The sequence below is a fragment of the Leifsonia sp. TF02-11 genome (assembly GCF_017565305.1).
In the GTDB taxonomy this organism is placed as follows: domain Bacteria; phylum Actinomycetota; class Actinomycetes; order Actinomycetales; family Microbacteriaceae; genus Leifsonia.
Map to the genome: position 1 here is coordinate 162,117 of NZ_JAGEKP010000013.1, position 26,579 is coordinate 188,695.

The 26,579-nt window shown below is 67.2% G+C and carries 39 protein-coding genes; 33 read left to right on the forward strand and 6 right to left on the reverse strand.

All coding sequences use genetic code 11. The features are described 5' to 3' along the window. Positions 1 to 38 precede the first annotated feature (38 nt). Both JNB50_RS16445 and JNB50_RS16450 read left to right on the forward strand, forming a co-directional pair. Positions 39 to 530 carry a DUF6121 family protein gene (locus JNB50_RS16445; protein ID WP_208041257.1) on the forward strand — a complete coding sequence of 164 codons (492 nt, stop codon included), beginning with the start codon at positions 39 to 41 and terminating at the stop codon, positions 528 to 530. Positions 531 to 597: 67 nt separating this feature from the next. Continuing rightward, positions 598 to 1,701, forward strand: a complete 1,104-nt coding sequence (locus JNB50_RS16450; protein ID WP_208041258.1) for a hypothetical protein — start codon at positions 598 to 600, stop codon at positions 1,699 to 1,701. 143 nt (positions 1,702 to 1,844) lie between these two features. On the opposite strand, the gene JNB50_RS16455 is transcribed toward JNB50_RS16450, so the two are convergent. Genes JNB50_RS16455 through JNB50_RS16475 form a run of 5 tightly spaced genes read right to left on the reverse strand, consistent with a single transcriptional unit; the run spans position 1,845 to position 5,460 of the window. Beyond that, the gene (locus JNB50_RS16455) at positions 1,845 to 2,600 is read right to left on the reverse strand and encodes a WecB/TagA/CpsF family glycosyltransferase (RefSeq protein ID WP_208041259.1); all 756 of its coding nucleotides are present in this window, start codon (positions 2,598 to 2,600) and stop codon (positions 1,845 to 1,847) included. Between the two features lie 2 nt (positions 2,601 to 2,602). Beyond that, positions 2,603 to 3,283: a sugar phosphate nucleotidyltransferase gene (locus JNB50_RS16460; RefSeq protein WP_208041260.1), complete on the reverse strand. Its 681-nt coding sequence runs from the start codon at positions 3,281 to 3,283 to the stop codon at positions 2,603 to 2,605. After that, positions 3,283 to 4,341 carry a GHMP kinase gene (locus tag JNB50_RS16465; protein ID WP_208041261.1) on the reverse strand — a complete coding sequence of 353 codons (1,059 nt, stop codon included), beginning with the start codon at positions 4,339 to 4,341 and terminating at the stop codon, positions 3,283 to 3,285. The genes JNB50_RS16460 and JNB50_RS16465 overlap by 1 nt, the downstream gene beginning before the upstream one ends. Then, entirely contained in the window at positions 4,338 to 4,904 is a 567-nt protein-coding gene (locus tag JNB50_RS16470) for an HAD-IIIA family hydrolase (RefSeq protein ID WP_208041262.1), read from the reverse strand. Before JNB50_RS16470 ends, JNB50_RS16465 begins: the two co-directional genes overlap by 4 nt. Further along, positions 4,882 to 5,460, reverse strand: a complete 579-nt coding sequence (locus tag JNB50_RS16475; RefSeq protein ID WP_208041263.1) for an SIS domain-containing protein — start codon at positions 5,458 to 5,460, stop codon at positions 4,882 to 4,884. Before JNB50_RS16475 ends, JNB50_RS16470 begins: the two co-directional genes overlap by 23 nt. A gap of 418 nt (positions 5,461 to 5,878) precedes the next feature. On the opposite strand from JNB50_RS16475, the gene rpsL reads away from it, so the two are divergent. The 4 genes from rpsL to tuf all read left to right on the forward strand — a co-directional run bounded on the left by rpsL (position 5,879) and on the right by tuf (position 10,267). Continuing rightward, positions 5,879 to 6,253 (forward strand): 30S ribosomal protein S12, encoded by a 375-nt coding sequence (rpsL, locus tag JNB50_RS16480; protein ID WP_055913929.1) that lies wholly within the window; start codon positions 5,879 to 5,881, stop codon positions 6,251 to 6,253. Next, positions 6,253 to 6,723, forward strand: coding sequence for a 30S ribosomal protein S7 (gene rpsG / locus JNB50_RS16485; RefSeq protein WP_055913932.1), 471 nt, complete (start codon positions 6,253 to 6,255; stop codon positions 6,721 to 6,723). Before rpsL ends, rpsG begins: the two co-directional genes overlap by 1 nt. 121 nt (positions 6,724 to 6,844) lie before the next feature. Beyond that, a complete protein-coding gene (fusA, locus tag JNB50_RS16490; RefSeq protein WP_208041264.1) occupies positions 6,845 to 8,959 on the forward strand; it encodes an elongation factor G in 2,115 nt (704 codons plus the stop codon). Positions 8,960 to 9,073: 114 nt separating this feature from the next. Beyond that, on the forward strand, positions 9,074 to 10,267 hold the full coding sequence (tuf, locus tag JNB50_RS16495) for an elongation factor Tu (protein ID WP_208041265.1): 1,194 nt from the start codon (positions 9,074 to 9,076) through the stop codon (positions 10,265 to 10,267). A gap of 751 nt (positions 10,268 to 11,018) precedes the next feature. Here tuf and JNB50_RS16500 read toward each other — a convergent pair. Continuing rightward, positions 11,019 to 11,945, reverse strand: a complete 927-nt coding sequence (locus JNB50_RS16500; protein ID WP_208041266.1) for a hypothetical protein — start codon at positions 11,943 to 11,945, stop codon at positions 11,019 to 11,021. A 455-nt stretch (positions 11,946 to 12,400) separates the two neighbouring features. Between JNB50_RS16500 and rpsJ the strand changes: the two genes are divergently transcribed. The 27 genes from rpsJ (at position 12,401) to rpsK (ending at position 26,513) form a co-directional block, all read left to right on the forward strand. Continuing rightward, complete coding sequence (gene rpsJ / locus JNB50_RS16505; RefSeq protein WP_005050520.1) at positions 12,401 to 12,709, forward strand: 30S ribosomal protein S10; 309 nt, start codon at positions 12,401 to 12,403, stop codon at positions 12,707 to 12,709. 14 nt (positions 12,710 to 12,723) lie between these two features. Then, positions 12,724 to 13,383 (forward strand): 50S ribosomal protein L3, encoded by a 660-nt coding sequence (gene rplC, locus JNB50_RS16510; protein ID WP_208041267.1) that lies wholly within the window; start codon positions 12,724 to 12,726, stop codon positions 13,381 to 13,383. Between the two features lie 4 nt (positions 13,384 to 13,387). Continuing rightward, positions 13,388 to 14,053 (forward strand): 50S ribosomal protein L4, encoded by a 666-nt coding sequence (rplD, locus tag JNB50_RS16515; RefSeq protein ID WP_208041268.1) that lies wholly within the window; start codon positions 13,388 to 13,390, stop codon positions 14,051 to 14,053. Next, positions 14,053 to 14,352, forward strand: coding sequence for a 50S ribosomal protein L23 (rplW, locus tag JNB50_RS16520; protein ID WP_208041269.1), 300 nt, complete (start codon positions 14,053 to 14,055; stop codon positions 14,350 to 14,352). Before rplD ends, rplW begins: the two co-directional genes overlap by 1 nt. Before the next feature lie 24 nt (positions 14,353 to 14,376). Beyond that, positions 14,377 to 15,216 carry a 50S ribosomal protein L2 gene (rplB, locus tag JNB50_RS16525; protein ID WP_055913962.1) on the forward strand — a complete coding sequence of 280 codons (840 nt, stop codon included), beginning with the start codon at positions 14,377 to 14,379 and terminating at the stop codon, positions 15,214 to 15,216. Between the two features lie 12 nt (positions 15,217 to 15,228). Further along, on the forward strand, positions 15,229 to 15,510 hold the full coding sequence (rpsS, locus tag JNB50_RS16530; RefSeq protein ID WP_208041270.1) for a 30S ribosomal protein S19: 282 nt from the start codon (positions 15,229 to 15,231) through the stop codon (positions 15,508 to 15,510). Positions 15,511 to 15,534: 24 nt separating this feature from the next. Further along, positions 15,535 to 15,927 carry a 50S ribosomal protein L22 gene (gene rplV / locus JNB50_RS16535; RefSeq protein ID WP_208041271.1) on the forward strand — a complete coding sequence of 131 codons (393 nt, stop codon included), beginning with the start codon at positions 15,535 to 15,537 and terminating at the stop codon, positions 15,925 to 15,927. Further along, positions 15,927 to 16,700, forward strand: coding sequence for a 30S ribosomal protein S3 (rpsC, locus tag JNB50_RS16540; protein ID WP_208041272.1), 774 nt, complete (start codon positions 15,927 to 15,929; stop codon positions 16,698 to 16,700). Before rplV ends, rpsC begins: the two co-directional genes overlap by 1 nt. Before the next feature lie 2 nt (positions 16,701 to 16,702). After that, on the forward strand, positions 16,703 to 17,122 hold the full coding sequence (gene rplP / locus JNB50_RS16545) for a 50S ribosomal protein L16 (RefSeq protein WP_055894786.1): 420 nt from the start codon (positions 16,703 to 16,705) through the stop codon (positions 17,120 to 17,122). After that, complete coding sequence (gene rpmC / locus JNB50_RS25580) at positions 17,122 to 17,454, forward strand: 50S ribosomal protein L29 (protein WP_208041273.1); 333 nt, start codon at positions 17,122 to 17,124, stop codon at positions 17,452 to 17,454. Before rplP ends, rpmC begins: the two co-directional genes overlap by 1 nt. Next, complete coding sequence (rpsQ, locus tag JNB50_RS16555) at positions 17,454 to 17,759, forward strand: 30S ribosomal protein S17 (protein WP_018191959.1); 306 nt, start codon at positions 17,454 to 17,456, stop codon at positions 17,757 to 17,759. The genes rpmC and rpsQ overlap by 1 nt, the downstream gene beginning before the upstream one ends. Then, entirely contained in the window at positions 17,756 to 18,124 is a 369-nt protein-coding gene (gene rplN / locus JNB50_RS16560) for a 50S ribosomal protein L14 (protein ID WP_018191958.1), read from the forward strand. The genes rpsQ and rplN overlap by 4 nt, the downstream gene beginning before the upstream one ends. 3 nt (positions 18,125 to 18,127) lie before the next feature. Next, positions 18,128 to 18,487, forward strand: a complete 360-nt coding sequence (gene rplX, locus JNB50_RS16565; RefSeq protein WP_208041274.1) for a 50S ribosomal protein L24 — start codon at positions 18,128 to 18,130, stop codon at positions 18,485 to 18,487. Beyond that, positions 18,487 to 19,074 carry a 50S ribosomal protein L5 gene (rplE, locus tag JNB50_RS16570; RefSeq protein ID WP_208041275.1) on the forward strand — a complete coding sequence of 196 codons (588 nt, stop codon included), beginning with the start codon at positions 18,487 to 18,489 and terminating at the stop codon, positions 19,072 to 19,074. Before rplX ends, rplE begins: the two co-directional genes overlap by 1 nt. A 111-nt stretch (positions 19,075 to 19,185) precedes the next feature. Further along, entirely contained in the window at positions 19,186 to 19,584 is a 399-nt protein-coding gene (gene rpsH, locus JNB50_RS16575; protein ID WP_208041276.1) for a 30S ribosomal protein S8, read from the forward strand. 7 nt (positions 19,585 to 19,591) lie between these two features. Further along, the gene (gene rplF / locus JNB50_RS16580; RefSeq protein ID WP_208041277.1) at positions 19,592 to 20,128 is read left to right on the forward strand and encodes a 50S ribosomal protein L6; all 537 of its coding nucleotides are present in this window, start codon (positions 19,592 to 19,594) and stop codon (positions 20,126 to 20,128) included. Positions 20,129 to 20,130: 2 nt separating this feature from the next. Further along, a complete protein-coding gene (gene rplR / locus JNB50_RS16585; protein ID WP_208041278.1) occupies positions 20,131 to 20,502 on the forward strand; it encodes a 50S ribosomal protein L18 in 372 nt (123 codons plus the stop codon). Then, a complete protein-coding gene (gene rpsE, locus JNB50_RS16590; RefSeq protein ID WP_179605009.1) occupies positions 20,499 to 21,218 on the forward strand; it encodes a 30S ribosomal protein S5 in 720 nt (239 codons plus the stop codon). Before rplR ends, rpsE begins: the two co-directional genes overlap by 4 nt. Further along, positions 21,218 to 21,403, forward strand: coding sequence for a 50S ribosomal protein L30 (gene rpmD, locus JNB50_RS16595; protein WP_055913994.1), 186 nt, complete (start codon positions 21,218 to 21,220; stop codon positions 21,401 to 21,403). The genes rpsE and rpmD overlap by 1 nt, the downstream gene beginning before the upstream one ends. Further along, positions 21,403 to 22,077, forward strand: a complete 675-nt coding sequence (gene rplO / locus JNB50_RS25170) for a 50S ribosomal protein L15 (RefSeq protein WP_243768560.1) — start codon at positions 21,403 to 21,405, stop codon at positions 22,075 to 22,077. The genes rpmD and rplO overlap by 1 nt, the downstream gene beginning before the upstream one ends. Positions 22,078 to 22,156: 79 nt before the next feature. Next, a complete protein-coding gene (secY, locus tag JNB50_RS16605; RefSeq protein ID WP_208041279.1) occupies positions 22,157 to 23,479 on the forward strand; it encodes a preprotein translocase subunit SecY in 1,323 nt (440 codons plus the stop codon). Continuing rightward, a complete protein-coding gene (locus JNB50_RS16610) occupies positions 23,476 to 24,084 on the forward strand; it encodes an adenylate kinase (RefSeq protein WP_208041280.1) in 609 nt (202 codons plus the stop codon). The genes secY and JNB50_RS16610 overlap by 4 nt, the downstream gene beginning before the upstream one ends. A 5-nt stretch (positions 24,085 to 24,089) precedes the next feature. Continuing rightward, a complete protein-coding gene (gene map, locus JNB50_RS16615; protein ID WP_208041281.1) occupies positions 24,090 to 24,935 on the forward strand; it encodes a type I methionyl aminopeptidase in 846 nt (281 codons plus the stop codon). A gap of 184 nt (positions 24,936 to 25,119) precedes the next feature. After that, the gene (infA, locus tag JNB50_RS16620) at positions 25,120 to 25,341 is read left to right on the forward strand and encodes a translation initiation factor IF-1 (protein WP_011186713.1); all 222 of its coding nucleotides are present in this window, start codon (positions 25,120 to 25,122) and stop codon (positions 25,339 to 25,341) included. A 79-nt stretch (positions 25,342 to 25,420) separates the two neighbouring features. Then, the gene (rpmJ, locus tag JNB50_RS16625; RefSeq protein ID WP_011186712.1) at positions 25,421 to 25,534 is read left to right on the forward strand and encodes a 50S ribosomal protein L36; all 114 of its coding nucleotides are present in this window, start codon (positions 25,421 to 25,423) and stop codon (positions 25,532 to 25,534) included. Between the two features lie 176 nt (positions 25,535 to 25,710). Then, positions 25,711 to 26,085 carry a 30S ribosomal protein S13 gene (rpsM, locus tag JNB50_RS16630; RefSeq protein ID WP_179605016.1) on the forward strand — a complete coding sequence of 125 codons (375 nt, stop codon included), beginning with the start codon at positions 25,711 to 25,713 and terminating at the stop codon, positions 26,083 to 26,085. Between the two features lie 29 nt (positions 26,086 to 26,114). Beyond that, positions 26,115 to 26,513, forward strand: a complete 399-nt coding sequence (gene rpsK / locus JNB50_RS16635) for a 30S ribosomal protein S11 (RefSeq protein WP_018191944.1) — start codon at positions 26,115 to 26,117, stop codon at positions 26,511 to 26,513. Positions 26,514 to 26,579: the final 66 nt, after the last annotated feature.

Consider the following 26,579-nt stretch of genomic DNA (forward strand, 5'->3'; position numbering starts at 1 on the left):
CCTGGCCGGTGGCGCGAGTCGAGGAGCGCTGAGCACCGATGCGTGATGAGCGCGCGTACGCCATCGTCGTCGCCTGCTTCGCGGCGGGCCTGTACCTCGCGCTCCTCGTCGCCGCCTTCGGGCTGATCTCCCTCGCCACCGACACCGAGGTGATCGCCGATCCCGCCGCCGGCCCGCTCGTCGGGCCCATCATGACGGGCGCGGCCGTCGCCGTCCTCTTGGTGCTGCTGATCGTCACCGGCACGCGGGTGCCCGGCGACCAGCAGCGGATCGCGCCCCTCACCGCGATCGGCGCGGGGGTCGCATGCTACCTCGCGTACTGCGTCGCCGGGGGAGTGGCGGGCGCGTTCGTCGCCGGCGACGTCCTCCATTTCGTGCTGTTCGCGCTGGGCCAGCTGGGCAGCGTGTACGCCATCACCGTCGGCGCAGCCGCCTTCCTCGTCACCCTCCTCTACCAGCTGGTCCTCGTCGGCCGGTTCCGCCAGCGCGGCCGCCCGCGCTGGCCCTGGGAGCGCGACGACGAGGAGTGACCCGAACGGGTGGACCCAGCGGTCCACCGGTGTCGATACACTGCGGAGGCAGACCTGAGAGGAACTCATGGACGACGCACCAGACTTCGCCCCCGCTCCCGCTCCCGCGATCGAGACGGCACAGCCGCCGAAGCGGTCCTCCGACCACGTCCCGCACTGGGTCTGGGCGATGATCGCGGCCGTGACCCTCCTCACCACAGCGGCGGGCGCGACTCTCTCGATCACGGCGATCGCCGCCCTCCAGAACCTGCCGCGCACCGTCGTCGCCGCGTATCTGAGCGACCTCGAACACGGCAAGGCGGAGGCCGCGATGAAGCTGGCCGGCATCCGGGCCGGCGCGGGCGATGTGCTCCTCTCCGACGCCGCCTACGCCACGATCACCGATCGCATCCGCAGCTTCACACTGCAGCCGGCGGTGACCCGCGGATCGAAGACCACCGTCAAGGCCACCATCACGCAGGGCGACCGCACCTATCAGCGGTCGTTCACGGTGGAGCCGGCTGGCGGCATTCCCGGAGTGTTGCCGTTCTGGACCCTCGCGCCGATCACCCCCGACACGGTCGACCTGAAGGTCAACGGCCCCGCCGGGCTGGCCTACACCGTCGCGGGGAAACACCCGGAGAGCATGCCCATCGGCACCGCCGTCACGCTGCGCGCGCTTCCGGGGACCTACCCGGTGAAGTTCACCTCCTCGAACGAGAACTTCGAGGTGTGGGACGCCGACGTCACCGCGACGCCCGCGGGCGGTTACGAGAGCCCCACCGAGTTCAACGCGCGGCTCTCGTCCGCGGGTGACGCTGCGGGTCGCCGGGCCATCGATGCGTGGCTCGATGCGTGCGTCGCGTCCACCGAGGCCGACCCCAAGGACTGTCCGTTCTTCACCTTCTCGCAGCTGCCGGGCGTCACCATCAGCGACGTGCACTGGCACCTCGGAACGCGCCCGATCGTCGACCTGAACCCCGAATGGAACTCGGACGGCTGGCAGGTCTCCGCCGACAGCGGGAGTGTGAGCGGCGACGTGGATCTGCTGCGCAGCTCCGACGGTGCCACCGGGACCGGCACGATCGACTCGATCCCTGTGGCCTTCGCCGGCATCCTCACGTTCGACGGCGGCGGTCCGCGCTTCGTGCCGCTCTACTCCGACGGCAGCCAGCCCCAGAGCGGCGCCTGAGCCGGAGCGGCGCCTGAGCCAGAGCGGCGCCTGAGCCGGCGCGGCGCCTGAGTCGAAGCATCGCCTGAGCCGGCGCGGCGCCTGAGCCAGAGCAGCGCCTGAGCCAAAGCAGCGCCTGAGCCGGCGCCCCGACCCCTCCCGCCTCAGTGCCGCCGCAGCCGTTCGCCGAGCGCGACGGGCACCATCCCCACGAGCCAAGGCAGATCCTGCAGGAGGTAGCGCTTCACGAGACGCGATGGGTCCTGCTTCATCCGCCACACCCACTCGAGTCCGACCGCGCGCATGAACCGCGGTGCCCGGGGGAACTGGCCCGTGTTGATCTGGGCGGCTGCTCCTGCGCCGATGAACACGATGTCGGGATGCCGCTCGTGGAGTGCGAGCATCAGGTACTCCTGCTTCGGGAATCCGAGGCAGGTGAAGACGATGTGCGGGCGGAACTCCGTGAGGAACGCGTCACCCGCGTCGACGAGCACGGGACTGCCCGTCTCGGCCACCGGCAGGTCGCCGCCGCGGACGTTCGAGTGCCCCCGGTCGCGATAGAACCGCTCGGCGTCGTCGGACGCCGCACCGATCACGCCGATCCGGAGGCCCTGCGTGCTCGGGTGCGCGATGAGGGCGTTCATCAGGTCGGTTCCCGCCACGCGGGGGAAGACCCCTTTTCCGGCGATCCGGAGCAGCCAGGTGAGGGGCACGCCGTCGATCGGCCAGAAGGCGGCCTCCTTCTCGAGCCGGGGGAGGCCGATCGTCCGCAGGTAGCGCGACGTGGCGACGTTGGAGGGCACGACGATGCCGCCCGACCCGCTCTGCACGAGGTCCACGACCCGCAGGACGGCGTCGTGGAGGTCGGCGCGGTCCAGGCGCAGGCCGCCGAGTGTGGCACGTTGCAGCGTGATCGTCATGGTCAGGCCTCCGTGAAGTGCAGGTCGGCGGCGCGGTAGTCCGCCGGGACGCCGATGTCGAAAAAGGTGGGACCGCACAGGAGGTAGCGGGGCGCGACCTCCGCCAGGCGCGGTTCGAGGAAGTCACGCTCGAAGGACGAGGCCCCCCGGGGGAGGCCGTCGATCACGGAGCGCTTCAGGGCGTAGACCCCCGCGTTGATGAGCCCTGGACCGTCAGCGCCCTTCTCGCGGAAGGCCGTGACGACGCCGCCCGCCACCTCGACCCGTCCGAAGCGGCCGGTGTCGGCGACCTCCACGAGCCCCATGACGACCGGTGCGGAGCCGAGGCCCGCGGCCAGAGCGGCGAGGTCGGCGTCGACGAACGTGTCGCCGTTGACCAGGACGAACTCCTCAGCGAGCAGCGGCGCCGCGTTCGCGAGCGCGCCGCCGGTGCCGAGCGGGCTCGGCTCCACGCTGTAGCCCACAGGCACCCCGCGGTGGTCGCCGCCGACGTGGTCGCTGATCGCGGTCGATCCGTGCCCGGTGAGCAGCACGACATCGTCGGCGCCGCGCTCGATCGCCCAGTCGAGCAGATGGTCGAGGAACGGCCGCCCGGCGATGGGGGCGAGTGGTTTGGGGAGCCCGGCGGGGATGGCGCCGCTGAGTCGGGTGCCCAGGCCGCCGGCGAGGATCGCGACCTGCATCACCGGTGCTCCGGCTCCGGCGCGCGCCAGCTCTCCGCGCCGTGCTTCGTGAAGTGGCAGGTCATCACCTGGCCGCCGCACTCCGATTCGAGGCTGCGGGCGAGCTCGTACCGTCGCGCGGGGTCGACCAGCAGAAGGATGAAGCCGCCGCCGCCGGCTCCGGACACCTTGCCGGCGAGCATGCCGTGCTCGTCGGCGATGCTGTACGCCTTCTCGATCGCGGGCGTGCTGATCTGCGAGGCGAGACGCTTCTTGGCCTCCCAGGTGCCGCGCATGGTGGAGGCGAGCGCCGGGAGGTCGCCGACCAGGAGGTGGTCCTTCATGGCCTCTGCCTCGGCCTTCAGCAGGTGGGTCGCCTCGATCGCCCCGCTGTCCCCGGCCACGACGTTCCGCTGCTGCTCGGCGATCACGGCGGCGGAGCTCCGCGAGACGCCGCCGAAATAGAGGAGCAGGGACGCCTCGAGCTCCGTCATGACCTCGCGGCGCACGCGGAGCGGGTTGACGACGATCCGGCCGCCCGGACGGGACTCCATGTAGTTGAAACCGCCGAAGGTCGCTGCGTACTGGTCCTGCCAGCCTCCCGCGAGCGCGAGGTCCTCCCGTTCGATCTCCCAGGCGAGGCGCGCGATCTCGTACTGGCCCAGCGAGGTCTGCAACAGCTCGGCCAGCGCGGTCACGAGCGCGACGACCAGCGTCGAGGAGGAGCCGAGGCCCGAACCGGGAGGCGCGTCGACCTGTGTCGAGAGCCGGACGGGTAGCCGGACTCCGCCGTTGAACTCGTCCATCATCCGCTTGTACGCGGCCACATGGAGGCCGAACCCGTCGAGGAGAGTGTCGATGTCGTCGATGTCGGCTTCGCCTGCCGTCTGCCGGTCGGGGGAGTGGAACTCCACACCGGACTCGATCAGCGTCGCGTAGGCGTAGGCGTACTTGTCGATGGTCGCGTTGAGGATGCGGCCTCCGTAGGTGTCGGAATACGGGGACACGTCCGTGCCGCCCCCGGCGAGCCCGAGACGGAGGGGGGCACGGCCGCGCACAGTTGTCGAGGTCGGGTTCACGGGTTCACGTTCCTTGCGTAGTCGAGGAGTGTGGGGAAGCGGACGTCGGCGTCGACCCCTGTCGTGGCGGGGTCGGAGCCATCATCGATCAGCACGCGGAGGCATCCGCCCGTCTGCGCGGCGAGGTTCTGCGCCATCGCCATGTCGGACGGGGAGTCGCCGACCATGACGGAGCGAGCCGGATTCACCTCGCGATTCACCGCGAACCACGAGAGCGCCAGCCCCGGGAGCGGTTTCCGGCAGGGGCACTCGTCGGTCTCCAGGTGCGGGCACACGCGGATCCCGTCGATGCGGGCTCCGACGATCGCGACGTCTTCGAGCAGCCTGGAGTGGATGCGCTCCAGGTCGTCCTCTGCGATCAGTCCGCGACCCACCCCGCGCTGGTTAGTGACGATCACGATCCGGGGCGCCCACTCGGAGAGCAGGCGGAGTGCGTGGAGCGCGCCGGGGAGGTACTCCCACTGCCGCGTGGTGCGCACGTAGTCGCCGACGATCCTGCGGTTGATGACGCCGTCGCGGTCGAGGAAGAGGCACCAGGGCTCAGGCGGCGGCGAAGAGGTCATGCTCGACGCGCTCCGAGATCGCGTGGATGAAGACGATGTGCGACTCCTGGATGCGCCCGGTGTCCGACGACGGCACGTTCAGCAGGAGGTCGGCGTGCTCGCGCAACGCGCCGCCGGACTCGCCGGTGAAGGCGACGACCGTCGCGCCCTTCTCGTGCGCCGTCCTGGCGGCACGGACGATGCTTTCCGAGTCGCCGGACGTGCTGATCGCGACGAGCACGTCCTCCGCGCGGATGGAGCCCTCGAGCGCGCGGGCGAAGACGCTCTCGTAGTCGTAGTCGTTCGCCACGGCGGTGAGGTGGGACGCGTTGCCGTGCAGGGCCTCCGCGGCCAGGGGCGGCCGGTCGAAGATGAAGTGTCCGCTCAGCTCGGCGGCGAAGTGCTGCGCGTCGGCGGCGCTCCCGCCGTTCCCACAGAAGTACGCCCTCCCCCCGGCCCGGTACGACCGCACCATTGCCGCGGCGATCTCGTCGCCGACGGCGAGCAGCCGTCTGTCGTCGATGATGCGGGTCTTGACCGCGATGGTCTCGGTGAGGATCTGCTCGATGCTGCGCATGACGGCCCCTTCTCTCGGCGTCGGATGCCGGGAGTGTATACCGGTCTGAGATACCGGATCTGAGCACAGGAACTCCGACCGGGAGGGTGAAGCCGCCTGGGTTTCGCCGTCCGCGGACAGGGTGCTAGCACGGCCCCGTTCATTTGACCGCCCACCGCGCGGACGATAGTATTTATCGGGTGTGCGCTCTGTCGCGCGCTTGTTCCATGCCTGGCGACGGGCGCCCTCACGGGGGAACGGGCGAGCCGGCACGTACTCATCCGATGGGCAAGGGAACCGCACGGAACCCTGGCCCCCACGGCATATCGGCCATCGGTCCGATACTCCTCATTTCCCGAGCGACCCGCGAAGCGGGTGGATCGGGGTGCGGAGAAAAAGCAACAACTGTCACCGTGCAGTCCATATAAGGAGAAGTTCAGTGCCAACCATTCAGCAGTTGGTTCGGAAGGGCCGGACGCCGAAGGTCACCAAGACCAAGGCCCCCGCCCTGAAGTCCAACCCCCAGCAGCGCGGCGTGTGCACCCGTGTCTACACCACCACCCCCAAGAAGCCGAACTCCGCGCTCCGCAAGGTCGCCCGTGTCAAGCTCTCGAACGGGACCGAGGTCACCGCGTACATCCCCGGTGAGGGCCACAACCTGCAGGAGCACTCGATGGTGCTCGTCCGCGGCGGCCGTGTGAAGGACCTGCCCGGCGTTCGCTACAAGATCGTCCGTGGCGCCCTCGACACCCAGGCCGTCAAGAACCGCAAGCAGGCTCGCAGCCGCTACGGCGCGAAGATGGAGAAGAAGTAATGCCTCGCAAGGGTCCCGCTCCGAAGCGCCCCGTCGTCGCCGACCCGGTGTACGGCGCGCCGGTCGTCAGCCAGCTCGTCAACAAGATCCTCCTCGACGGCAAGAAGGGCCTCGCCGAGCGCATCGTCTACGACGCGCTCGAGGGCGTCGCCTCCAAGTCCGGCCAGGACGCGGTCGTCACGCTCAAGAAGGCGCTCGACAACATCCGCCCGACCCTCGAGGTCCGCAGCCGCCGCGTCGGCGGCTCGACCTACCAGGTGCCGGTCGAGGTCAAGCCGCACCGCGCGAACACCCTCGCTCTCCGCTGGCTCACCAGCTACGCCAAGGGCCGTCGCGAGAAGACGATGACCGAGCGTCTCACCAACGAGATCCTCGACGCGTCGAACGGTCTGGGTGCCGCGGTCAAGCGCCGCGAGGACACCCACAAGATGGCCGAGTCGAACAAGGCCTTCGCCCACTACCGCTGGTAGTCCCTACCGCCGGTAGCCGCAGGGCAGCTGGTAACACTTTTCGTCGTCCGGGCGTTGTACTCCATCGGAGTGCTCCGCCCGGGCGGCACCCCTTCCACTCTCTACTTTTCGGAGGAACCCTGTGGCACAGGACGTGCTCACCGACCTGAAGAAGGTCCGCAACATCGGCATCATGGCCCACATCGATGCCGGCAAGACCACCACGACCGAGCGCATCCTGTTCTACACGGGCGTCAACCACAAGATCGGTGAGACCCACGACGGTGCGTCGACCACCGACTGGATGGAGCAGGAGAAGGAGCGCGGCATCACCATCACGTCCGCGGCCGTGACCTGCTTCTGGAACAAGAACCAGATCAACATCATCGACACCCCGGGTCACGTCGACTTCACCGTCGAGGTGGAGCGCTCGCTCCGCGTGCTCGACGGTGCCGTCGCCGTCTTCGACGCGAAGGAGGGCGTCGAGCCCCAGTCGGAGACCGTGTGGCGTCAGGCCGACAAGTACGTCGTCCCGCGCATCTGCTTCGTCAACAAGATGGACAAGCTGGGCGCCGACTTCTACTTCACCGTCGACACCATCGTCTCTCGCCTCGGCGCCAAGCCGCTGGTCATGCAGCTCCCGATCGGTTCCGAGTCCGACTTCGTCGGCGTCGTCGACCTGATCGAGATGCGCGCGCTGGTGTGGCCGGGCGACGCCAAGGGCGACGTGACCATGGGCGCCAAGTACGAGGTCCAGGAGATCCCCGCCGACCTTCAGGAGAAGGCCGAGGAGTACCGCAATCGTCTCCTCGAGACCGTCGCCGAGACCGACGACGTGCTGCTCGAGAAGTTCTTCGGCGGCGAGGAGATCACCGTTCCGGAGATCAAGGCGGCCATCCGCAAGCTCACCGTGAACAACGAGATCTACCCGGTCCTCTGCGGTTCCGCGTTCAAGAACCGCGGCGTGCAGCCCATGCTCGACGCCGTGATCGACTACCTCCCGTCGCCGCTCGACGTGCCCGCCATCGAGGCGCACAACCCGCGCGACGAAGAGGAGGTCATCCTCCGTCACGCCGACGCCAGCGAGCCGTTCTCGGCCCTCGCGTTCAAGGTCGCCGTTCACCCGTTCTTCGGTCGTCTGACCTACGTGCGCGTGTACTCGGGCCGTGTCGACTCCGGTGCCGCGGTCGTGAACTCGACCAAGGGCAAGAAGGAGCGCATCGGCAAGATCTTCCAGATGCACGCCAACAAGGAGAACCCGGTCGACTACGTCACCGCCGGCAACATCTACGCGGTGATCGGCCTCAAGGACACCACCACCGGTGACACCCTGAGCGACCCGGACAACCAGGTCGTGCTCGAGTCGATGACCTTCCCGGAGCCCGTGATCGAGGTGGCCATCGAGCCGAAGACCAAGGCCGACCAGGAGAAGCTGGGCACCGCGATCCAGAAGCTGGCCGAAGAGGACCCGACGTTCCGCACCGAGCAGAACCAGGAGACCGGCCAGACGGTCATCAAGGGCATGGGCGAGCTCCACCTCGACATCCTCGTCGACCGCATGAAGCGCGAGTTCAACGTCGAGGCCAACGTGGGCAAGCCCCAGGTGGCCTACCGCGAGACCATCCGCCGCGCGGTCGAGAAGTACGACTACACCCACAAGAAGCAGACCGGTGGTTCCGGTCAGTTCGCAAAGGTGCAGATCAGCCTGGAGCCCATGGAGGTCACCCCGGAGACCTCGTACGAGTTCGTGAACGCCGTCACCGGTGGTCGCGTGCCGCGCGAGTACATCCCCTCGGTCGACGCCGGCATCCAGGACGCGATGCAGGTCGGCGTGCTCGCCGGCTTCCCGACGGTGGGCGTCAAGGCGACGCTCGTCGACGGTGCCTCGCACGACGTCGACTCCTCGGAGATGGCGTTCAAGATCGCCGGCTCGATGGCCTACAAGGAGGCTGCTCGCAAGGCGAACCCGGTGCTTCTCGAGCCGCTCATGGCGGTCGAGGTGCGTACGCCGGAGGAGTACATGGGCGACGTCATCGGCGACCTCAACTCCCGCCGTGGACAGATCCAGTCCATGGAGGATGCGAGCGGCGTCAAGGTCGTGCGCGCCAACGTCCCGCTGTCCGAGATGTTCGGCTACATCGGTGACCTGCGGTCCAAGACCTCGGGCCGTGCGGTGTACTCGATGCAGTTCGACAGCTACGCGGAGGTCCCGAAGGCTGTCGCCGACGAGATCGTCCAGAAGAGCAAGGGCGAGTGACCTCGGTCACTGCTCCCAGGCAACATCCCGTAACATAAGAAACCAATCCCGTAGACCCTCCGGTCGAAATCCGTCGACCGGGGTGTCTGCACGAGAGTCCTGAGGAGGACCACAGTGGCTAAGGCCAAGTTCGAGCGGACTAAGCCGCACGTGAACATCGGAACCATCGGTCACGTCGACCACGGCAAGACGACGCTCACCGCGGCGATCTCCAAGGTGCTTGCAGACAAGTACCCGTCGGCGACCAACGTGCAGCGCGACTTCGCGTCGATCGACTCGGCTCCGGAAGAGCGTCAGCGTGGTATCACGATCAACATCTCGCACGTCGAGTACGAGACGCCGAAGCGCCACTACGCGCACGTCGACGCCCCTGGTCACGCCGACTACATCAAGAACATGATCACCGGTGCTGCTCAGATGGACGGCGCGATCCTCGTGGTCGCCGCCACCGACGGTCCGATGGCTCAGACCCGCGAGCACGTGCTGCTGGCCAAGCAGGTCGGTGTTCCGTACCTGCTCGTCGCGCTGAACAAGTCCGACATGGTCGACGACGAGGAGATCCTGGAGCTCGTCGAGCTCGAGGTCCGCGAGCTGCTCTCCAGCCAGGACTTCGACGGTGACAACGCTCCGGTCGTGCGCGTCTCGGGCCTCAAGGCTCTCGAGGGCGACGAGAAGTGGGTCCAGTCGGTCCTCGACCTCATGGACGCCGTCGACGAGTCCATCCCGGACCCGGTGCGCGACAAGGACAAGCCGTTCCTGATGCCGATCGAGGACGTCTTCACGATCACCGGTCGTGGCACCGTCGTCACCGGTCGCGCCGAGCGTGGCACCCTCGCCATCAACTCCGAGGTCGAGATCGTCGGCATCCGCCCGACGCAGAAGACCACGGTCACGGGTATCGAGATGTTCCACAAGCAGCTCGACGAGGCCTGGGCCGGCGAGAACTGTGGTCTGCTCCTCCGCGGCACCAAGCGCGAGGACGTGGAGCGCGGCCAGGTCGTCGTGAAGCCGGGTTCGGTTACGCCGCACACCAACTTCGAGGGCACTGCCTACATCCTCTCGAAGGAGGAGGGTGGCCGTCACAACCCCTTCTACACGAACTACCGTCCGCAGTTCTACTTCCGTACCACCGACGTCACCGGCGTCATCTCGCTGCCCGAGGGCACCGAGATGGTCATGCCCGGCGACACCACCGACATGACGGTCGAGCTCATCCAGCCGATCGCCATGGAGGAGGGCCTCGGCTTCGCCATCCGTGAGGGTGGCCGCACCGTTGGCGCCGGCACGGTGACCAAGATCAACAAGTAAGTCGCCGCCCGGTTCACCGGGCAGACTCACTCGGCAAGGGCCGGATCCGCAGGGATCCGGCCCTTCGTCGTTCCTCGGACAGGTCTCCGCCGGTTTGTGAGTACGACCCCCGTCGACGGTGGCGTTCGACATCCGGAGCATGCCGACCCACTGCACTCTCACGGGCACCGGCGCGCAGCGCACCTACCGCGCCGCCGACGACTGACGAGGGCACCGCGGCCGCGCGTGCTGCCGCAGCCGCACCTGCCGCCGCGAACACGTCGCCACTCCCGCTGGCCCGCGTGGCGACCGATCCGGTGACCGTGCGACTCGACATCGCCGCGCGCCCTGTCCCGCAGACGCAGGCGCGTACGGTCCCGGTCTTCCCGCCGAGCCCCGTGAAGTCGGAAGGGCAAGCTCCGGCGATCGTCGAGAACCGCCGTCGCCGTGCTCGCCGGCGTCGTCTTCGTCACCTCCCGGTCGCTTCCGCGCGCTCGCCACTCGCGTCCTCGCGCAAGCCGATAGCGCCCAGGGGTTTACCTCTCGGCCGGTCGGGCGCAGAATTGACGCACCGTTTCAACCGAACGGATCCGTCGACGAAGGGAGAGTGCCTATGGTGAGCATGGACCTCGCAAACCAGACCAAGCCGCTGACCGGATCACGGATGAAGAGTTCGGATACCGCGTAAGCGGGCTTGGAACCACGAGATCGGCGGCGCGAGGCGCCGTTCGGGGCGGGATCGACGAACGTCGGTCCCGCCTTTCCGTGCCCGTCACGCGCCCAGCCCGAGTTCTTCCCGGCGCGCACGTGAGTCGAGTGGCACGCCCTCGCGGGCCAGGAACTCCCGCATCCGGTCCACCCGACGACCGGTCTCCCAGCGCCAACGGATGACGCGGAGGCCCGCGGACTCGATCCGCTCCTGGCGCCGCGTCCGTTCCTCGAGCAGCTCCCACCCGTCCCGTGAGCCGCGAAACACGGGATGGAGCAGCTTCGCGGCCCCGTCCGCCTCTCCCGCAAGAGCGAGTCCCGCCCAGCAGAAGTCCACACGTCCGACGAGGCCGAACAGGTCGTGGACGGCCACCTGGAGGTCGGGCGGAGGCGCCCCGGCCAGCGCCATGGTCGCGCGGCTCACCGACTCCAGCGGCGACTCGGCGCGGCCGTCCGCGAATCGGGCGACGGCCAGCGCGCGCGATCGTTCGGCGGCGTCGGGAAGGGCCTCGGCGGACGCCACGATCTCGGCCCGTGTCGCAAGCGGAGTGCGTTCGCCGAAGGCTCCCGCAGCGAGCGCGCGGTCCGCGATCACCACGCCGTCGACGAACGACGTGCGACCGGCGAGCGCGGCCACCGTCTGGGCGGGCGATGTGACGCGGAGGCCGCGTCGGAGCGCCGGAGGCACGTCGACCCGCCCGGGGTGCATGACGACCCCCTGGGCGGCCCTGGCGCGGGAGCCCGAGGCGAGAACGTGGATGGTCCTCGGGGGAGAGTGGAGGAGCGGGAGGTCGTGGATCACGGCTGCCGACCAGTACGCGAAGACCGGCGGACTGGCGCGCGTCGCTGCGAAGAGCCTCAGGCGTTCGAGCTGATCGCGACGCGAGCGATCTCGGACGATCCGGTGGAGGTTGGTCTGGCGTCCCGGCTCCACGGCGCGGAGGTGGGCTCGTCGGGTCGGGGAGTTCAAGGGGCTGGTGATGACTGTCATGCACACAGCCTCTCGGGCCGGCCGCCGGCGTGGGGGCGCGAGGGCGAATCGGTGGAGAACTCGGGTCGAAGTGTCGCGGTGGAGGAGTCTCTGCGGAGCCAGCATCGAGCCGCGACACGCCCGGGTTGCAGCATTGCCGCGTATCTGGCAAACTTGTCTGGTTCAACATTTCGGAACGAGTGCGCTCACGTGTGCTCCGAACGGATCACTGCCAGGCAGTGCATAGCCCACCGCGGGAGTCTTCGGACCGGCGGTCGAGGGGTTAGGCCGCAGGTAGCAGGACATGCTCACAATCGACATCCTCGAGAAACAGGCCACAGGTCTGTGCTCAGGCGGTGCGTGAGTTGACAGAAGAATAGTGGCGTTTCCCACGCGTACGTCGCACTGCGTCCAATGCGAGGAACGGTTCGAGAGAGCCGTCTCGTACGACGCCATAACAAGAGAGAGAGTCAGACATGGCGGGACAGAAGATCCGCATTCGGCTTAAGTCGTATGACCACGAGGTCATCGACACCTCGGCGCGCAAGATCGTCGACACGGTGACCCGTGCAGGCGCGACCGTCGTCGGCCCCGTGCCGCTTCCCACCGAGAAGAACGTGGTGTGTGTCATCCGTTCGCCCCACAAGTACAAGGACAGCCGCGAGCACTTCGAGATGCGCACGCACAAGCGGCTGATCGACATCATCGACCCGACGCCGAAGGCCGTCGACTCGCTCATGCGTCTCGACCTGCCCGCCGACGTCAACATCGAGATCAAGCTCTAAGGGGGAGTGCCGCTATGTCCAACATCGACAGCAAGACCTCCAAGGGCCTCCTCGGCAAGAAGCTCGGCATGACCCAGGTCTGGGACGAGAACAACAAGCTCATCCCCGTGACCGTCATCGAGATCACGCCGAACGTCGTGACCCAGGTCCGCACCCCCGAGGTCGACGGCTACAACGCCGTCCAGATCGCCTACGGCCAGATCGACCCGCGCAAGGTGAACAAGCCGGCCGCCGGCCACTTCGAGAAGGCGGGCGTCACGCCGCGCCGTCACCTCACCGAGGTCCGCACCGCCGACGCCGCCGAGTACTCGGCCGGCCAGGAGCTCACCGTGGACGCCACCTTCGAGGCCGGCCAGCTGGTCGACGTCGTCGGCACCTCCAAGGGCAAGGGCTTCGCCGGTGTCATGAAGCGCCACAACTTCCAGGGCGTCTCCGCTTCGCACGGTGCGCACCGCAACCACCGCAAGCCGGGCTCCATCGGCGCCTCCTCGACCCCGAGCCGTGTCTTCAAGGGCATGCGCATGGCCGGTCGCATGGGTGGCGAGCGCGTGACCGTCCTGAACCTCAAGGTCCAGGCCGTCGACGCCGAGAAGGGCCTGCTGCTCGTCAAGGGTGCCGTTCCCGGCGCTCGTGGCCGCATCGTTTTCGTCCGCAACGCAGTGAAGGGGGCCTGAGTAAATGGCTACCTCGATTGACGTCCTCGACCTCAAGGGCATGAAGGCCGGCTCCGTCGAGCTTCCCGACTCCCTGTTCGACGTTCAGACCAACATCCCGCTGATCCACCAGGTCGTCACCGCCCAGCTCGCCGCCGCGCGTCAGGGCACCCACAAGGTGAAGAACCGTGGTGAGGTCTCCGGTGCCGGTCGCAAGCCGTTCAAGCAGAAGGGAACCGGTCGCGCTCGTCAGGGCTCGATCCGCGCCCCTCAGATGACCGGCGGTGGCATCGTCCACGGACCGACCCCGCGCGACTACTCGCAGCGCACCCCCAAGAAGATGATCGCCGCTGCTCTGCTCGGCGCCCTCTCGGACCGCGCCCGCGGCAGCCGCATCCACGCCGTCCAGGCGTTCACGGCCGGCGAGACCCCCTCGACCAAGGCCGTCGTGGAGCTGCTCTCGGGCGTCGCGACCTCCAAGCACGTCCTCGTCGTGCTCGAGCGCGACGACGAGCTGGGCTTCAAGAGCGTCCGCAACGTGCCGTCCGTGCACGTGCTGACCTACGACCAGCTGAACGCCTACGACGTCCTGGTGAGCGACGACATCGTCTTCTCGCAGGCCGCTCTGGAGGGCTTCATCGAGGCGAAGACCAACAGCGCCGCGACCAAGAAGGAAGAGGTGGACGCCTGATGGCCGCCGTCAACAAGGACCCGCGCGACATCATCATCGCTCCGGTCGTCTCCGAGAAGAGCTACGGCCTGATCGACGAGGGCAAGTACACCTTCCTCGTCGACACCCGCTCGAACAAGACCGAGATCAAGCTCGCGATCGAGTCGATCTTCAAGGTCGAGGTCGCGTCGGTGAACACCCTGAACCGTCAGGGCAAGACCCGCCGCACCAAGTTCGGCATCGGCAAGCGCAAGGACACCAAGCGTGCCATCGTCACGCTGAAGTCCGGTTCCATCGACATCTTCACGGCCGTCGGCTGAGCGAAGGACTAGAGGAAAACAGACATGGCTATTCGTAACTACAAGCCCACGACCCCCGGTCGTCGCGGCTCCTCGGTCGCCGACTTCGCCGAGATCACCCGGTCGACGCCGGAGAAGTCCCTTCTCCGTCCGCTGTCGAAGACCGGTGGCCGCAACAACCAGGGCCGCATCACGACGCGTCACATCGGTGGTGGCCACAAGCGCCAGTACCGCGTGATCGACTTCCGTCGCAACGACAAGGACGGCGTCAACGCCAAGGTCGCGCACATCGAGTACGACCCCAACCGCACCGCGCGCATCGCGCTGCTCCACTTCGTGGACGGCACCAAGCGCTACATCCTGGCTCCCGCCGGGCTGAAGCAAGGCGACGTGGTCGAGTCGGGCGCCGGCTCGGACATCAAGCCGGGCAACAACCTGCCGCTGCGCAACATCCCGACCGGTACCGTCGTGCACGCCATCGAGCTGAAGCCGGGCGGGGGCGCCAAGCTGGCGCGTTCCGCCGGTGCCTCGGTGCGTCTCGTCGCGAAGGACGGCCCCTACGCCCAGCTGCGCCTCCCCTCGGGCGAGGTCCGCAACGTCGACGCGCGCTGCCGCGCGACGATCGGCGAGGTCGGCAACGCCGAGCAGTCGAACATCAACTGGGGCAAGGCCGGCCGCATGCGCTGGAAGGGCGTCCGCCCGACCGTCCGCGGTGTCGCGATGAACCCGATCGACCACCCGCACGGTGGTGGTGAGGGCAAGACCTCGGGTGGTCGCCACCCGGTCAGCCCGTGGGGTCAGAAGGAAGGCCGCACGCGCCACCCCAACAAGGAAAGCGACAAGCTCATCGTCCGCCGCCGTAACGCCGGCAAGAAGCGTAAGTAGGAGTTCGAGAAGATGCCACGCAGTCTCAAGAAGGGCCCCTTCGTCGACGAGCACCTGTTTCGCAAGGTGGTCGCCGCGAACGAGGCCAACAGCAAGAACGTGATCAAGACCTGGTCGCGCCGCTCGATGATCATCCCGGCCATGCTGGGTCACACCATCGCGGTGCACGACGGTCGCAAGCACATCCCGGTGTTCGTCACCGAGACCATGGTCGGTCACAAGCTGGGCGAGTTCGCGCCCACCCGCACCTTCCGTGGTCACGTGAAGGACGACAAGAAGGGTCGCCGCCGCTAACGCGGTGGCGTAAGGAGGAGAGAAATGGTGGAGTCGATCGCACGCGTGCGTCACATCCGCGTCACCCCCATGAAGGCCCGCCGCGTCGTCAACCTGATCCGCGGCAAGCAGGCTCAGGAGGCCCTGGCCATCCTGAAGTTCGCCCCGCAGGGTGCGAGCGAGCCGGTCTACAAGCTCGTCGCGTCGGCCATCGCCAACGCGCGCGTCAAGGCCGACCAGAGCAACACCTATCTGGACGAGCAGGACCTGTACGTGAGCCGCGCCTTCGTGGACGAGGGCACGACCCTCAAGCGGTTCCAGCCGCGTGCACAGGGCCGCGCCTTCCGCATCAACAAGCGCACCAGCCACATCACGATCGTCCTCGCGACGCCGGATGAGGTTCAGGACGCCAAGGCTACGAAGAAGGCGAGCAACTAATGGGTCAGAAAGTCAACCCGTACGGCTTCCGTCTGGGCATCACCACCGACCACGTGTCGCGCTGGTTCTCGGACAGCACGAAGAAGGGTCAGCGTTACAGCGACTACCTCGCTGAGGACGTCAAGATCCGCACCCTGCTGAAGACGTCGCTCGACCGCGCGGGCGTGTCCCGCATCGAGATCGAGCGCACCCGCGACCGCGTCCGCGTCGACATCCACACCGCCCGCCCGGGCATCGTGATCGGTCGCCGTGGCGCCGAGGCCGAGCGCATCCGCGCCGACCTCGAGAAGCTCTCGGGCAAGCAGATCCAGCTGAACATCCTCGAGGTCAAGAACCCCGAGGCCGACGCTCAGCTCGTCGCCCAGGGCATCGCCGAGCAGCTCGCCGCCCGCGTGGCCTTCCGCCGCGCGATGCGCAAGGGCCTGCAGGGCGCTCAGCGCGCCGGCGCCAAGGGTGTCCGCATCCAGGTGTCCGGCCGTCTCGGCGGCGCCGAGATGAGCCGCTCCGAGTTCTACCGCGAGGGTCGTGTGCCGCTGCACACGCTCCGCGCCAACATCGACTACGGCTTCTACGAGGCCAAGACCACCTTCGGTCGCATCGGTGTCAAGGTGTGGATCTACAAGGGCGACATCACGAACAAGGAGCTTGCTCGCGAGCAGGCCAACCAGAAGCCGTCGCGCGAGCGCAACGACCGTGACCGTCCGCGTCGCGGCGGTGGCCGGGGCAACGCTCCCGCCGAGACCGCGCCGGCCGCAGCAGGAGTTGAGGCATAACCATGTTGATCCCACGCAGAGTCAAGCACCGCAAGCAGCACCACCCCGGCCGTAGCGGCCAGGCGACCGGTGGCACGAAGGTCTCCTTCGGCGAGTTCGGCATCCAGGCCCTGACCCCCGCTTACGTGACCAACCGTCAGATCGAGTCCGCTCGTATCGCCATGACGCGTCACATCAAGCGTGGCGGCAAGGTGTGGATCAACATCTACCCGGACCGTCCGCTCACGAAGAAGCCGGCCGAGACCCGAATGGGTTCCGGTAAGGGTTCGCCGGAGTGGTGGGTCGCGAACGTCAAGCCGGGTCGAGTCCTCTTCGAGGTCTCCGGCGTCTCCGAGGAACTCGCTCGCGAGGCCATGACCCGTGCAATCCACAAGCTGCCCCTCAAGGCACGCATCATCAAGCGCGAGGAGGGCGACGCGTAATGGCGATCGGCACCAAGGAGCTCGCTCCCAGCGAGCTCGACACCTTTGAAGACGAGCGTCTGATCGACGAGCTGAAGAAGGCCAAGGAAGAGCTGTTCAACCTGCGCTTCCAGTCGGCCACCGGCCAGCTCGAGAGCCACGGCCGCCTGCGTGCGGTCAAGCGCGACATCGCTCGTATCTACACCGTGATCCGCGAGCGCGAGCTCGGGATCCGGGCCACGCCGGCTCCGGCCGAGGTGGCGCCTGCCAAGGCAGAGAAGAAGAGCAAGGCGAAGAAGGAGGCCGCGGAGGCCCCCGAAGTCGCCGAGACCGAGACTGAGGAGGCCAAGTAATGGCTGAGACCACCAAGGCTGCGGCCGCGGAGTCGGCGGCCGACGAGGCCCTCGTCCGTGGGTACCGCAAGGCCCGTCGCGGGTACGTCGTCAGCGACAAGATGGACAAGACCATCGTCGTCGAGGTCGAGGACCGCGTGAAGCACCCCCTGTACGGCAAGGTCATCCGCCGCACCTCCAAGGTGAAGGCGCACGACGAGAACAACACCGCCGGCATCGGCGACCTCGTTCTCATCAACGAGACCCGTCCGCTGAGCGCCTCCAAGCGGTGGCGCCTGGTTGAGATTCTGGAGAAGGCCAAGTGATTCAGCAGGAATCCCGACTCAAGGTCGCCGACAACACCGGCGCCAAGGAGCTTCTCGCCATCCGCGTCCTCGGCGGCTCGAGCCGTCGCTACGCCGGCCTCGGTGACGTCATCGTCGCCACGGTCAAGGACGCGATCCCCGGCGGCAACGTCAAGAAGGGCGATGTCGTCAAGGCCGTCGTCGTGCGCGTGCGGAAGAACACCCGCCGCCCGGACGGCTCCTACATCAAGTTCGACGAGAACGCCGCCGTGATCCTGAAGAACGACGGTGACCCCCGTGGTACCCGTATCTTCGGCCCGGTCGGCCGTGAGCTTCGCGACAAGAAGTTCATGAAGATCATCTCGCTGGCCCCGGAGGTGCTGTAACCCATGGCGAACATCAAGAAGGGCGACCTGGTCCAGGTCATCTCGGGCCGTTCGCAGGCCCGCGGTGGTGACCGTGGCAAGCAGGGTCGCGTCATCGAGGTCCTCGTCGAGAAGAACCGCGTGATCGTCGAGGGCGTCAACTTCGTGACCAAGCACGTGCGCGTCGGCCAGACGCAGCGTGGCACGAAGACCGGCGGCATCGAGACGCACGAGGCTCCGATCCACGTGTCCAACGTGGCGCTCGTCGACCCCGAGACCAAGAAGCCGACCCGCGTCGGCTTCCGCAACGAGACCGTTACGAAGGACGGCGTCACCAAGACGGTCCGCGTTCGTTACGCCAAGAAGTCTGGTAAGGACCTGTAATGACGGACACTGCAACGAGTGCTGGCAAAATCCAGCCTCGCCTGAAGCAGAAGTACAAGACCGAGATCGCCGCGAACCTGTCCAAGGACTTCGGCTTCACGAACGTGCACCAGGTGCCCGGCCTCGTGAAGATCGTCGTCAACATGGGCGTGGGCGAGGCGGCTCGTGACGGCAAGGTGATCGACGGGGCCATCAACGACCTCACCCTGATCACCGGCCAGAAGCCTCAGGTCACCAAGGCCCGCAAGTCCATCGCGCAGTTCAAGCTGCGCGAGGGCCAGCCGATCGGTGCGCACGTCACGCTGCGCGGCGACCGGATGTGGGAGTTCCTCGACCGTCTGCTCTCGCTCGCGCTGCCCCGCATCCGGGACTTCCGCGGCCTGAGCGACCGTCAGTTCGACGGCAACGGCAACTACACGTTCGGTCTCACGGAGCAGTCGATGTTCCACGAGATCAACCAGGACAGGATCGACCGCGTCCGCGGTATGGACATCACGGTCGTGACCACCGCCAAGAACGACGACGAGGGCCGCGCGCTGCTCAAGCAGCTCGGCTTCCCGTTCCGTTCGAACGAGACAAGCAACTGAACCTAGTACCCTTGTCTACTTGTGGGCCGGCCACCCGGCCGGCCCACTTCCACCACAGGTCGTCAGTCGTGTAACGGCTGAACGAAACCTGGTGAACAAAGGAAAACCGCAATGACGATGACAGATCCGGTCGCAGACATGCTGACCAGACTGCGCAACGCGAACTCGGCACACCACGACACCGTGTCGATGCCGCACTCCAAGCTCAAGGCACACATCGCCGAGATCCTCACCTCCGAGGGCTACATCTCCGGCTGGGAGGTCTCGGACGCCCGTGTCGGCCAGACCCTGACGCTCAACCTCAAGTTCGGTCCGAACCGTGAGCGCTCCATCGCCGGCATCAAGCGCGTCTCCAAGCCCGGCCTCCGCGTCTACGCGAAGTCGACGGAGATCCCCAAGGTCCTCGGCGGCCTCGGTGTCGCCATCCTGTCCACCTCCTCGGGGCTCCTCACGGACCGCCAGGCTGAGAAGAAGGGCGTGGGTGGGGAAGTCCTCGCCTACGTGTGGTGACCCTGCCATGTCGCGTATTGGAAGACTGCCCATCGACATCCCCGCTGGGGTCGATGTGAAGATCGACGGCCAGACCGTCACTGTCAAGGGCCCGAAGGGCGAGCTCACGCTCGTCGTCGCGAGCCCGATCGAGGCGAAGCTGGAGGAGGGCCAGGTCCTGGTCACCCGCCCGGACGACGAGCGCGCATCGCGTTCGCTCCACGGCCTCACCCGCACGCTCATCAACAACAACATCATCGGCGTCACCGAGGGCTACTCCAAGGGCCTCGAGATCGTCGGCACCGGTTACCGCGTGGCGCAGAAGGGCGCGGGCGTCGAGTTCGCCCTCGGCTTCTCCCACCCGGTCAACGTGGAGCCGCCGGCCGGCATCACCTTCACGGTCGAGGGCAACAACAAGCTCACCGTGAGCGGGATCGACAAGCAGGCCGTGGGCGAGGTCGCCGCGAACATCCGCAAGATCCGCAAGCCCGAGCCGTACAAGGGCAAGGGCGTGCGGTACGCCGGCGAGGTCGTTCGTCGCAAGGCCGGAAAGGCTGGTAAGTAATCATGGCTCTGGGTACCAGAGGAAAGAGCAAGGCGGCCGCCCGCGACCGTCGTCACACCCGTCTTCGCAAGAAGATCGAGGGCACCGCGCTTCGTCCGCGCCTGGTCGTCACCCGTTCGGCCCGCCACGTCTTCGTGCAGGTCGTCGACGACGCCAAGGGTCACACCGTTGCCTCCGCGTCGACCATGGAGGCCGACCTCCGCAGCTTCGACGGCGACAAGACCGCCAAGGCCCGCAAGGTCGGTGAGCTGGTCGCCGAGCGCGCGAAGAGCGCCGGCGTCGAGGCCGTGGTCTTCGACCGTGGCGGCAGCAAGTACGCCGGTCGCGTTGCGGCCGTCGCCGAAGGCGCTCGTGAAGGTGGGCTGAACCTGTGAGCGACGAGAACAACAAGGAGCAGACCGTGGCCGCTGAGGTAACGGAGACCGCGCAGCCGGTCGAGACCGCTGCGTCGACCGACAACAACCGCGAGCGCGAGCCGCGCCGCGGTGGCCGGGAGCGCAACCCGAACCGTGATCGCGGCAGCCGTGACGCCGACAAGAGCCAGTTCCTGGAGCGCGTCGTCACCATCAACCGCGTCTCCAAGGTCGTGAAGGGTGGTCGTCGCTTCAGCTTCACCGCTCTCGTGGTCGTCGGAGACGGCAACGGCCTGGTGGGCGTCGGTTACGGCAAGGCCCGCGAGGTGCCGCTCGCGATCTCGAAGGGCGTCGAGGAGGCGAAGAAGAACTTCTTCCGCGTCCCGCGCGTCGGCAACACCATCCCGCACCCGGTGCAGGGTGAGGCCGCCGCCGGCGTCGTCCTCCTGCGTCCGGCTGCCGCCGGTACCGGTGTTATCGCCGGTGGCCCGGTGCGCGCCGTCCTGGAGTGCGCCGGTATCCACGACGTGCTGAGCAAGTCGCTCGGTTCGTCCAACACGATCAACATCGTGCACGCGACCGTCGAGGCGCTGCAGCAGCTCGAGGAGCCCCGTGCCGTCGCAGCTCGCCGTGGTCTCGACTACGACCAGGTCGCGCCCGCGCGCCTGTTGCGTGCCGAGGCCGAGGCGGCCGAGGCCGCTGCTGCCGCCAAGAAGGCAGAGAAGGTAGGTGCCTGATGGCCGCGCGCCTGAAGATCACGCAGATCAAGTCGAAAGTGAGCGAGAAGCAGTACCAGCGCGACACGCTGCGCAGTCTGGGACTGAAGCGAATCGGTGACGTCGTCGTCCGCGACGACAACTCGCAGAACCGCGGGTACGTCAAGACCGTCGCTCACCTGGTGAAGGTTGAGGAGATCGACTAATGGCTGACGACAAGCCGACCACTGAGGCTGCCGCCGCCGAGAAGCCGGCCGCCAAGAAGAGCACCACCAAGGCCGCCGCTGCGAAGCCGGCTGCCGAAAAGGCGGAGAAGGCTCCTGCCAAGAAGGCTCCGGCGAAGGCCGCTGCCGACAAGGCCGCTGCCTCCACCACCAAGGACGAGACCGTCGCCGCCCCGGCGAAGAAGTCCTCGGCCAAGAAGGACGTCGCGGAGCCCCGCGAGCAGGTCCTGAAGGTGCACCACCTCCGTCCCGCCGCGGGCGCCAAGAAGGACAAGACCCGCGTCGGACGCGGTGAGGGTTCCAAGGGCAAGACCGCGGGCCGTGGCACGAAGGGCACCAAGGCCCGCTACCAGGTCCGCCCGGGCTTCCAGGGTGGCCAGCTGCCGTTCCACATGCGGTCCCCGAAGCTGCGCGGGTTCAAGAACCCGTTCCGCGTCGAGTACCAGGTGGTCAACCTCGAGAAGCTGGCCGAGCTGTACCCGGCCGGTGGCGATGTCACGATCGCCGACCTCGTCGCCAAGGGCGCCGTTCGCAAGAACGAGAAGGTCAAGGTTCTCGGTAACGGCGACATTGCGGTTAAGCTGAACGTTGCGGTCGACAAGGTCTCCGGCTCTGCCGAGCAGAAGATCGTCGCCGCTGGTGGCTCCGTCAAGTAGCCGCCCGTAAAGCAGCGCAGTCGGGTGGCCGGGCAACCGGTCACCCGACTGGACTCTTACAGGAAAGCAGGACGCACTTTTGTTTAGCGCCGTCGCGCGGATCTTCCGCACCCCGGACCTCCGCCGGAAGATCTTCTTCACGCTGGGGATCATCGCCCTGTTCAGGCTGGGCTCCTTCATCCCCGCGCCGTTCGTCGACTTCGGCAACGTGCAGACCTGTCTCAACGCCAACCAGGACACGTCCGGCCTCTACTCGCTGGTCAACCTGTTCTCGGGCGGCGCACTCCTCAAGCTCTCGATCTTCGCGCTCGGCATCATGCCGTACATCACCGCGTCGATCATCGTGCAGCTTCTCCGTGTGGTCATCCCGCGCTTCGAGACCCTCTACAAGGAGGGCCAGGCCGGCCAGGCGAAGCTCACGCAGTACACGCGCTATCTCACGATCGCGCTGGGCGTCCTCCAGTCGACGACCCTCATCACCGTCGCCCGTTCTGGCGCCCTCTTCGGCACCACGGCCGTCTCGCAGTGCACGCAGCTGATCACGGACGACTCCTGGTACGCCATCATGCTCATGGTCATCACGATGACCGCCGGCACCGGCCTCATCATGTGGATGGGCGAGCTCGTCACCGAGCGCGGCATCGGCAACGGCATGTCCCTCCTGATCTTCACGTCCATCGCGGCGCAGTTCCCGAGCTCGCTCTGGGCGATCGGCCAGTCGCAGAGCATCGAGATCATGCTGATCGTGATCGCGATCGGATTGCTGATCGTCGCGGCCGTCGTCTTCGTCGAGCAGTCGCAGCGTCGCATCCCCGTGCAGTACGCCAAACGTATGGTCGGTCGCCGCACCTACGGCGGCAACAACACCTACATCCCGATCAAGGTGAACATGGCGGGTGTCGTGCCGGTCATCTTCGCGTCGTCGCTGCTGTACCTGCCGGCTCTGATCGCACAGTTCAACCAGCCCGCGGCCGGCAAGGCCCCCGCACCCTGGGTGACCTGGATCACGAACTACCTGACCAAGGGCGACCACCCGCTGTACATGCTCCTGTACTTCCTCCTGATCGTGGGCTTCACGTACTTCTACGTGGCCATCACCTTCAACCCGGAGGAGGTCGCGGACAACATGAAGAAGTACGGCGGCTTCATCCCCGGTATCCGGGCCGGCCGCCCGACTGCGGAGTACCTGGACTACGTGCTGACGCGCGTGACGCTGCCCGGCTCGATCTACCTCGGCATCATCGCGCTGATCCCGTTGATCGCCTTCGCGTTGCTCGGCGCCAGTCAGAACTTCATGTTCGGCGGCACGTCCATCCTCATCATCGTCGGTGTCGGACTCGAGACGGTCAAGCAGATCGACTCGCAGCTCCAACAGCGTCACTACGAAGGGCTTCTGCGTTGACCCGTATGTTGATCGTCGGACCACCCGGAGCGGGCAAGGGCACTCAGGCCTCGCGCATCACCACCGCGTACGGGATCCCCGACATCTCCACGGGCGACATCTTCCGGGCGAACATCAAGAACGAGACCCCGCTCGGCAAGGAGGTCAAGGCGATCGTCGACGCCGGCGATTATGTGCCGGACAGCCTCACCAACGCGCTGGTCACCGACCGGTTGGCCGAGGATGACGCCGCGGGTGGATTCCTGCTCGACGGCTACCCGCGCACGCTCGACCAGGTCACCTACCTCGACGAGCTGCTCGCGTCGAAGGGCCAGGAGCTCGCCGCGGTCATCCAGCTGGTCGCCGACCAGGACGAGATCGTCGCCCGCCTGACCAAGCGCGCGCAGGAGCAGGGTCGTGCGGACGACTCCGAAGAGGCGATCCGTCACCGCCAGGAGGTCTACGTGCGCGAGACGTCCCCCCTCATCGACGTGTACCGCGACCGTGGCCTGCTGGTCGAGGTCGACGGTCTCGGCGGCGTGGACGAGGTCGCGGCGCGCATCCGTTCGGCACTCGCCGAGCGCGGCATCCTCCCGCTGGCCGGGGCCGACGAGCCCGTCGCCTGACGACCGTGGCTTTCAAGCGGACGATCTACAAGACGCCCGCCCAGCTGCGCCAGATGGTCGCGCCGGGGCGGGCGACCGCCGCGTCGCTCGATGCCGTGGCGGACGCGATTTCCGTCGGAATGTCGACTCTGCAGCTCGACGAGATCGCGGAGGCGGCGATCGAGGGCGCCGGCGGCCGTTCGAATTTCAAGCTCGAGGCGGGCTACCACCACACGATCTGCGCGTCGGTGAACGACGAGGTCGTCCACGGCATTCCGGGATCGCGCATCCTGCTGCCCGGCGACATCGTGTCGATCGACAGCGGTGCCATCGTCACGGGCGCTGACGGCGCCGGCTGGAACGGCGACGCAGCGCGCACGTTCGTGCTGCCGGACCCGGCGCACCCGGAGCGGGTGGCGGAGCGGCAGAAGCTCTCTGACGTGACCGAGCAGTCGCTGTGGCACGGTATCGCGCGGCTCGCGAGCGCACGTCATCTCAACGAGGTCGGCGAGGCCGTCGAAGACCACATCCTCTCGCAGGGCGACTACGACATCCTGACCGACTACATCGGCCACGGCATCGGCCGGCGGATGCACGAGGAGCCGCCGGTGTTCAACTACCGCGTTCGCTCGAAGGGCCCGGAGGTCCGCCCCGGGCTGGTGGTCGCGATCGAGCCGATGGTGGTGCTGGGCGACCAGGACACCTACGTGAAAGACGACGGCTGGACCGTCGCGACGGAGGACGGGTCGGCTGCTGCGCACTGGGAGCACAGCGTCGCGGTGCACGCGGACGGCATCTGGGTGCTCACCGCCGTCGACGGCGGCGCGGCGGGGTTGGCGCCGTTCGGGATCACGCCGACGCCGATCGCGTGACCGCTCGACAGGCAGTGCTCGGGCCCTGTTCGCTCACAGCGGGCGCAGATGATAGCCCAGAATTGGCGAAATGCGCCGGCATCCCATAAGATTGATCCTTGGTGTCTTAGGCGTGCTTGCTGCATGCCCTTCACCGATGTAAACGCACGACCAGCAAACCACAACGACTAGCGACAGTGAGGCTATGGCCAAAAAAGACGGTGTCATCGAGATCGAAGGATCTGTGATCGAGGCGCTCCCCAACGCGATGTTCCGCGTCGAGCTCACCAACGGTCACAAGGTTCTTGCCCACATCTCCGGCAAGATGCGCCAGCACTACATCCGCATCCTCCCCGAGGACCGCGTGATCGTGGAGCTGAGCCCCTACGATCTGACCCGCGGCCGGATCGTCTACCGCTACAAGTAACGGATTGCTGTAAGTAACGGCCACGCCACCGGGTAGCCCCTGGCGAGGTACGAGGACAGCGAACAAAGGTAACAACACAATGAAGGTCAACCCCTCCGTCAAGAAGATCTGCGACAAGTGCAAGGTCATCCGTCGCAACGGCCGGGTCATGGTCATCTGCGAGAACCCGCGCCACAAGCAGCGCCAGGGCTGATCGCGGCGGCAGTCATCGACTGCCAGCACGACTCAACTGACAGTACTTACAAATAAATAAGGCGAAGCGATCCCAGAACCCGCGTCCATCCTGGATGGGCGCGGGGGACACCCTCGGAGGAGGCCGGGGCACCGGGACCGCTGAAGACCTCCACTCATCACAGGAGAAGCCACACCATGGCACGTCTAGCAGGCGTCGACATCCCGCGCGAGAAGCGCGTGGAGGTCGCACTCACCTACATCTACGGCGTCGGGCGCACGCGTGCGCTGCAGACCCTTCGCGAGACCGGGATCTCCGGCGACATCCGCGTCAAGGACCTGACCGACGACCAGCTCGTCGCACTGCGCGACTTCATCGAAGGCAACTTCAAGGTCGAGGGTGACCTCCGCCGCGAGGTCGCCGCCGACATCCGCCGCAAGGTCGAGATCGGTAGCTACGAGGGCATCCGCCACCGCAAGGGCCTCCCGGTCCGCGGCCAGCGAACCAAGACGAATGCGCGCACCCGCAAGGGCCCGAAGCGCACCGTCGCCGGTAAGAAGAAGGCTCGCTAGGCCGACACCAGGACTGAAGGAGAAACAAAATGGCAGCACCCAAGTCGGCCGCTCGCAAGCCGCGCAAGAAAGAAAAGAAGAACATCGCTGTGGGCCAGGCCCACATCAAGAGCACCTTCAACAACACCATCGTCTCGATCACCGACACCACCGGTGCGGTCATCTCGTGGGCGTCCTCCGGTGGAGTCGGCTTCAAGGGCTCGCGCAAGTCCACCCCCTTCGCCGCTCAGCTGGCCGCCGAGTCGGCCGCCCGCCAGGCGCAGGAGCACGGGATGAAGAAGGTCGACGTCTTCGTCAAGGGCCCGGGCTCGGGCCGCGAGACCGCGATCCGCTCGCTGCAGGCCGCCGGCCTCGAGGTGGGCTCGATCAACGACGTCACCCCGCAGGCGCACAACGGTTGCCGCCCGCCGAAGCGTCGCCGCGTCTAGTTCTCTTCCACGTCCGCCCAGGCGGCGGTCCTCACCGGGCCGCCGCCTGACGGCGTGACGAACCCC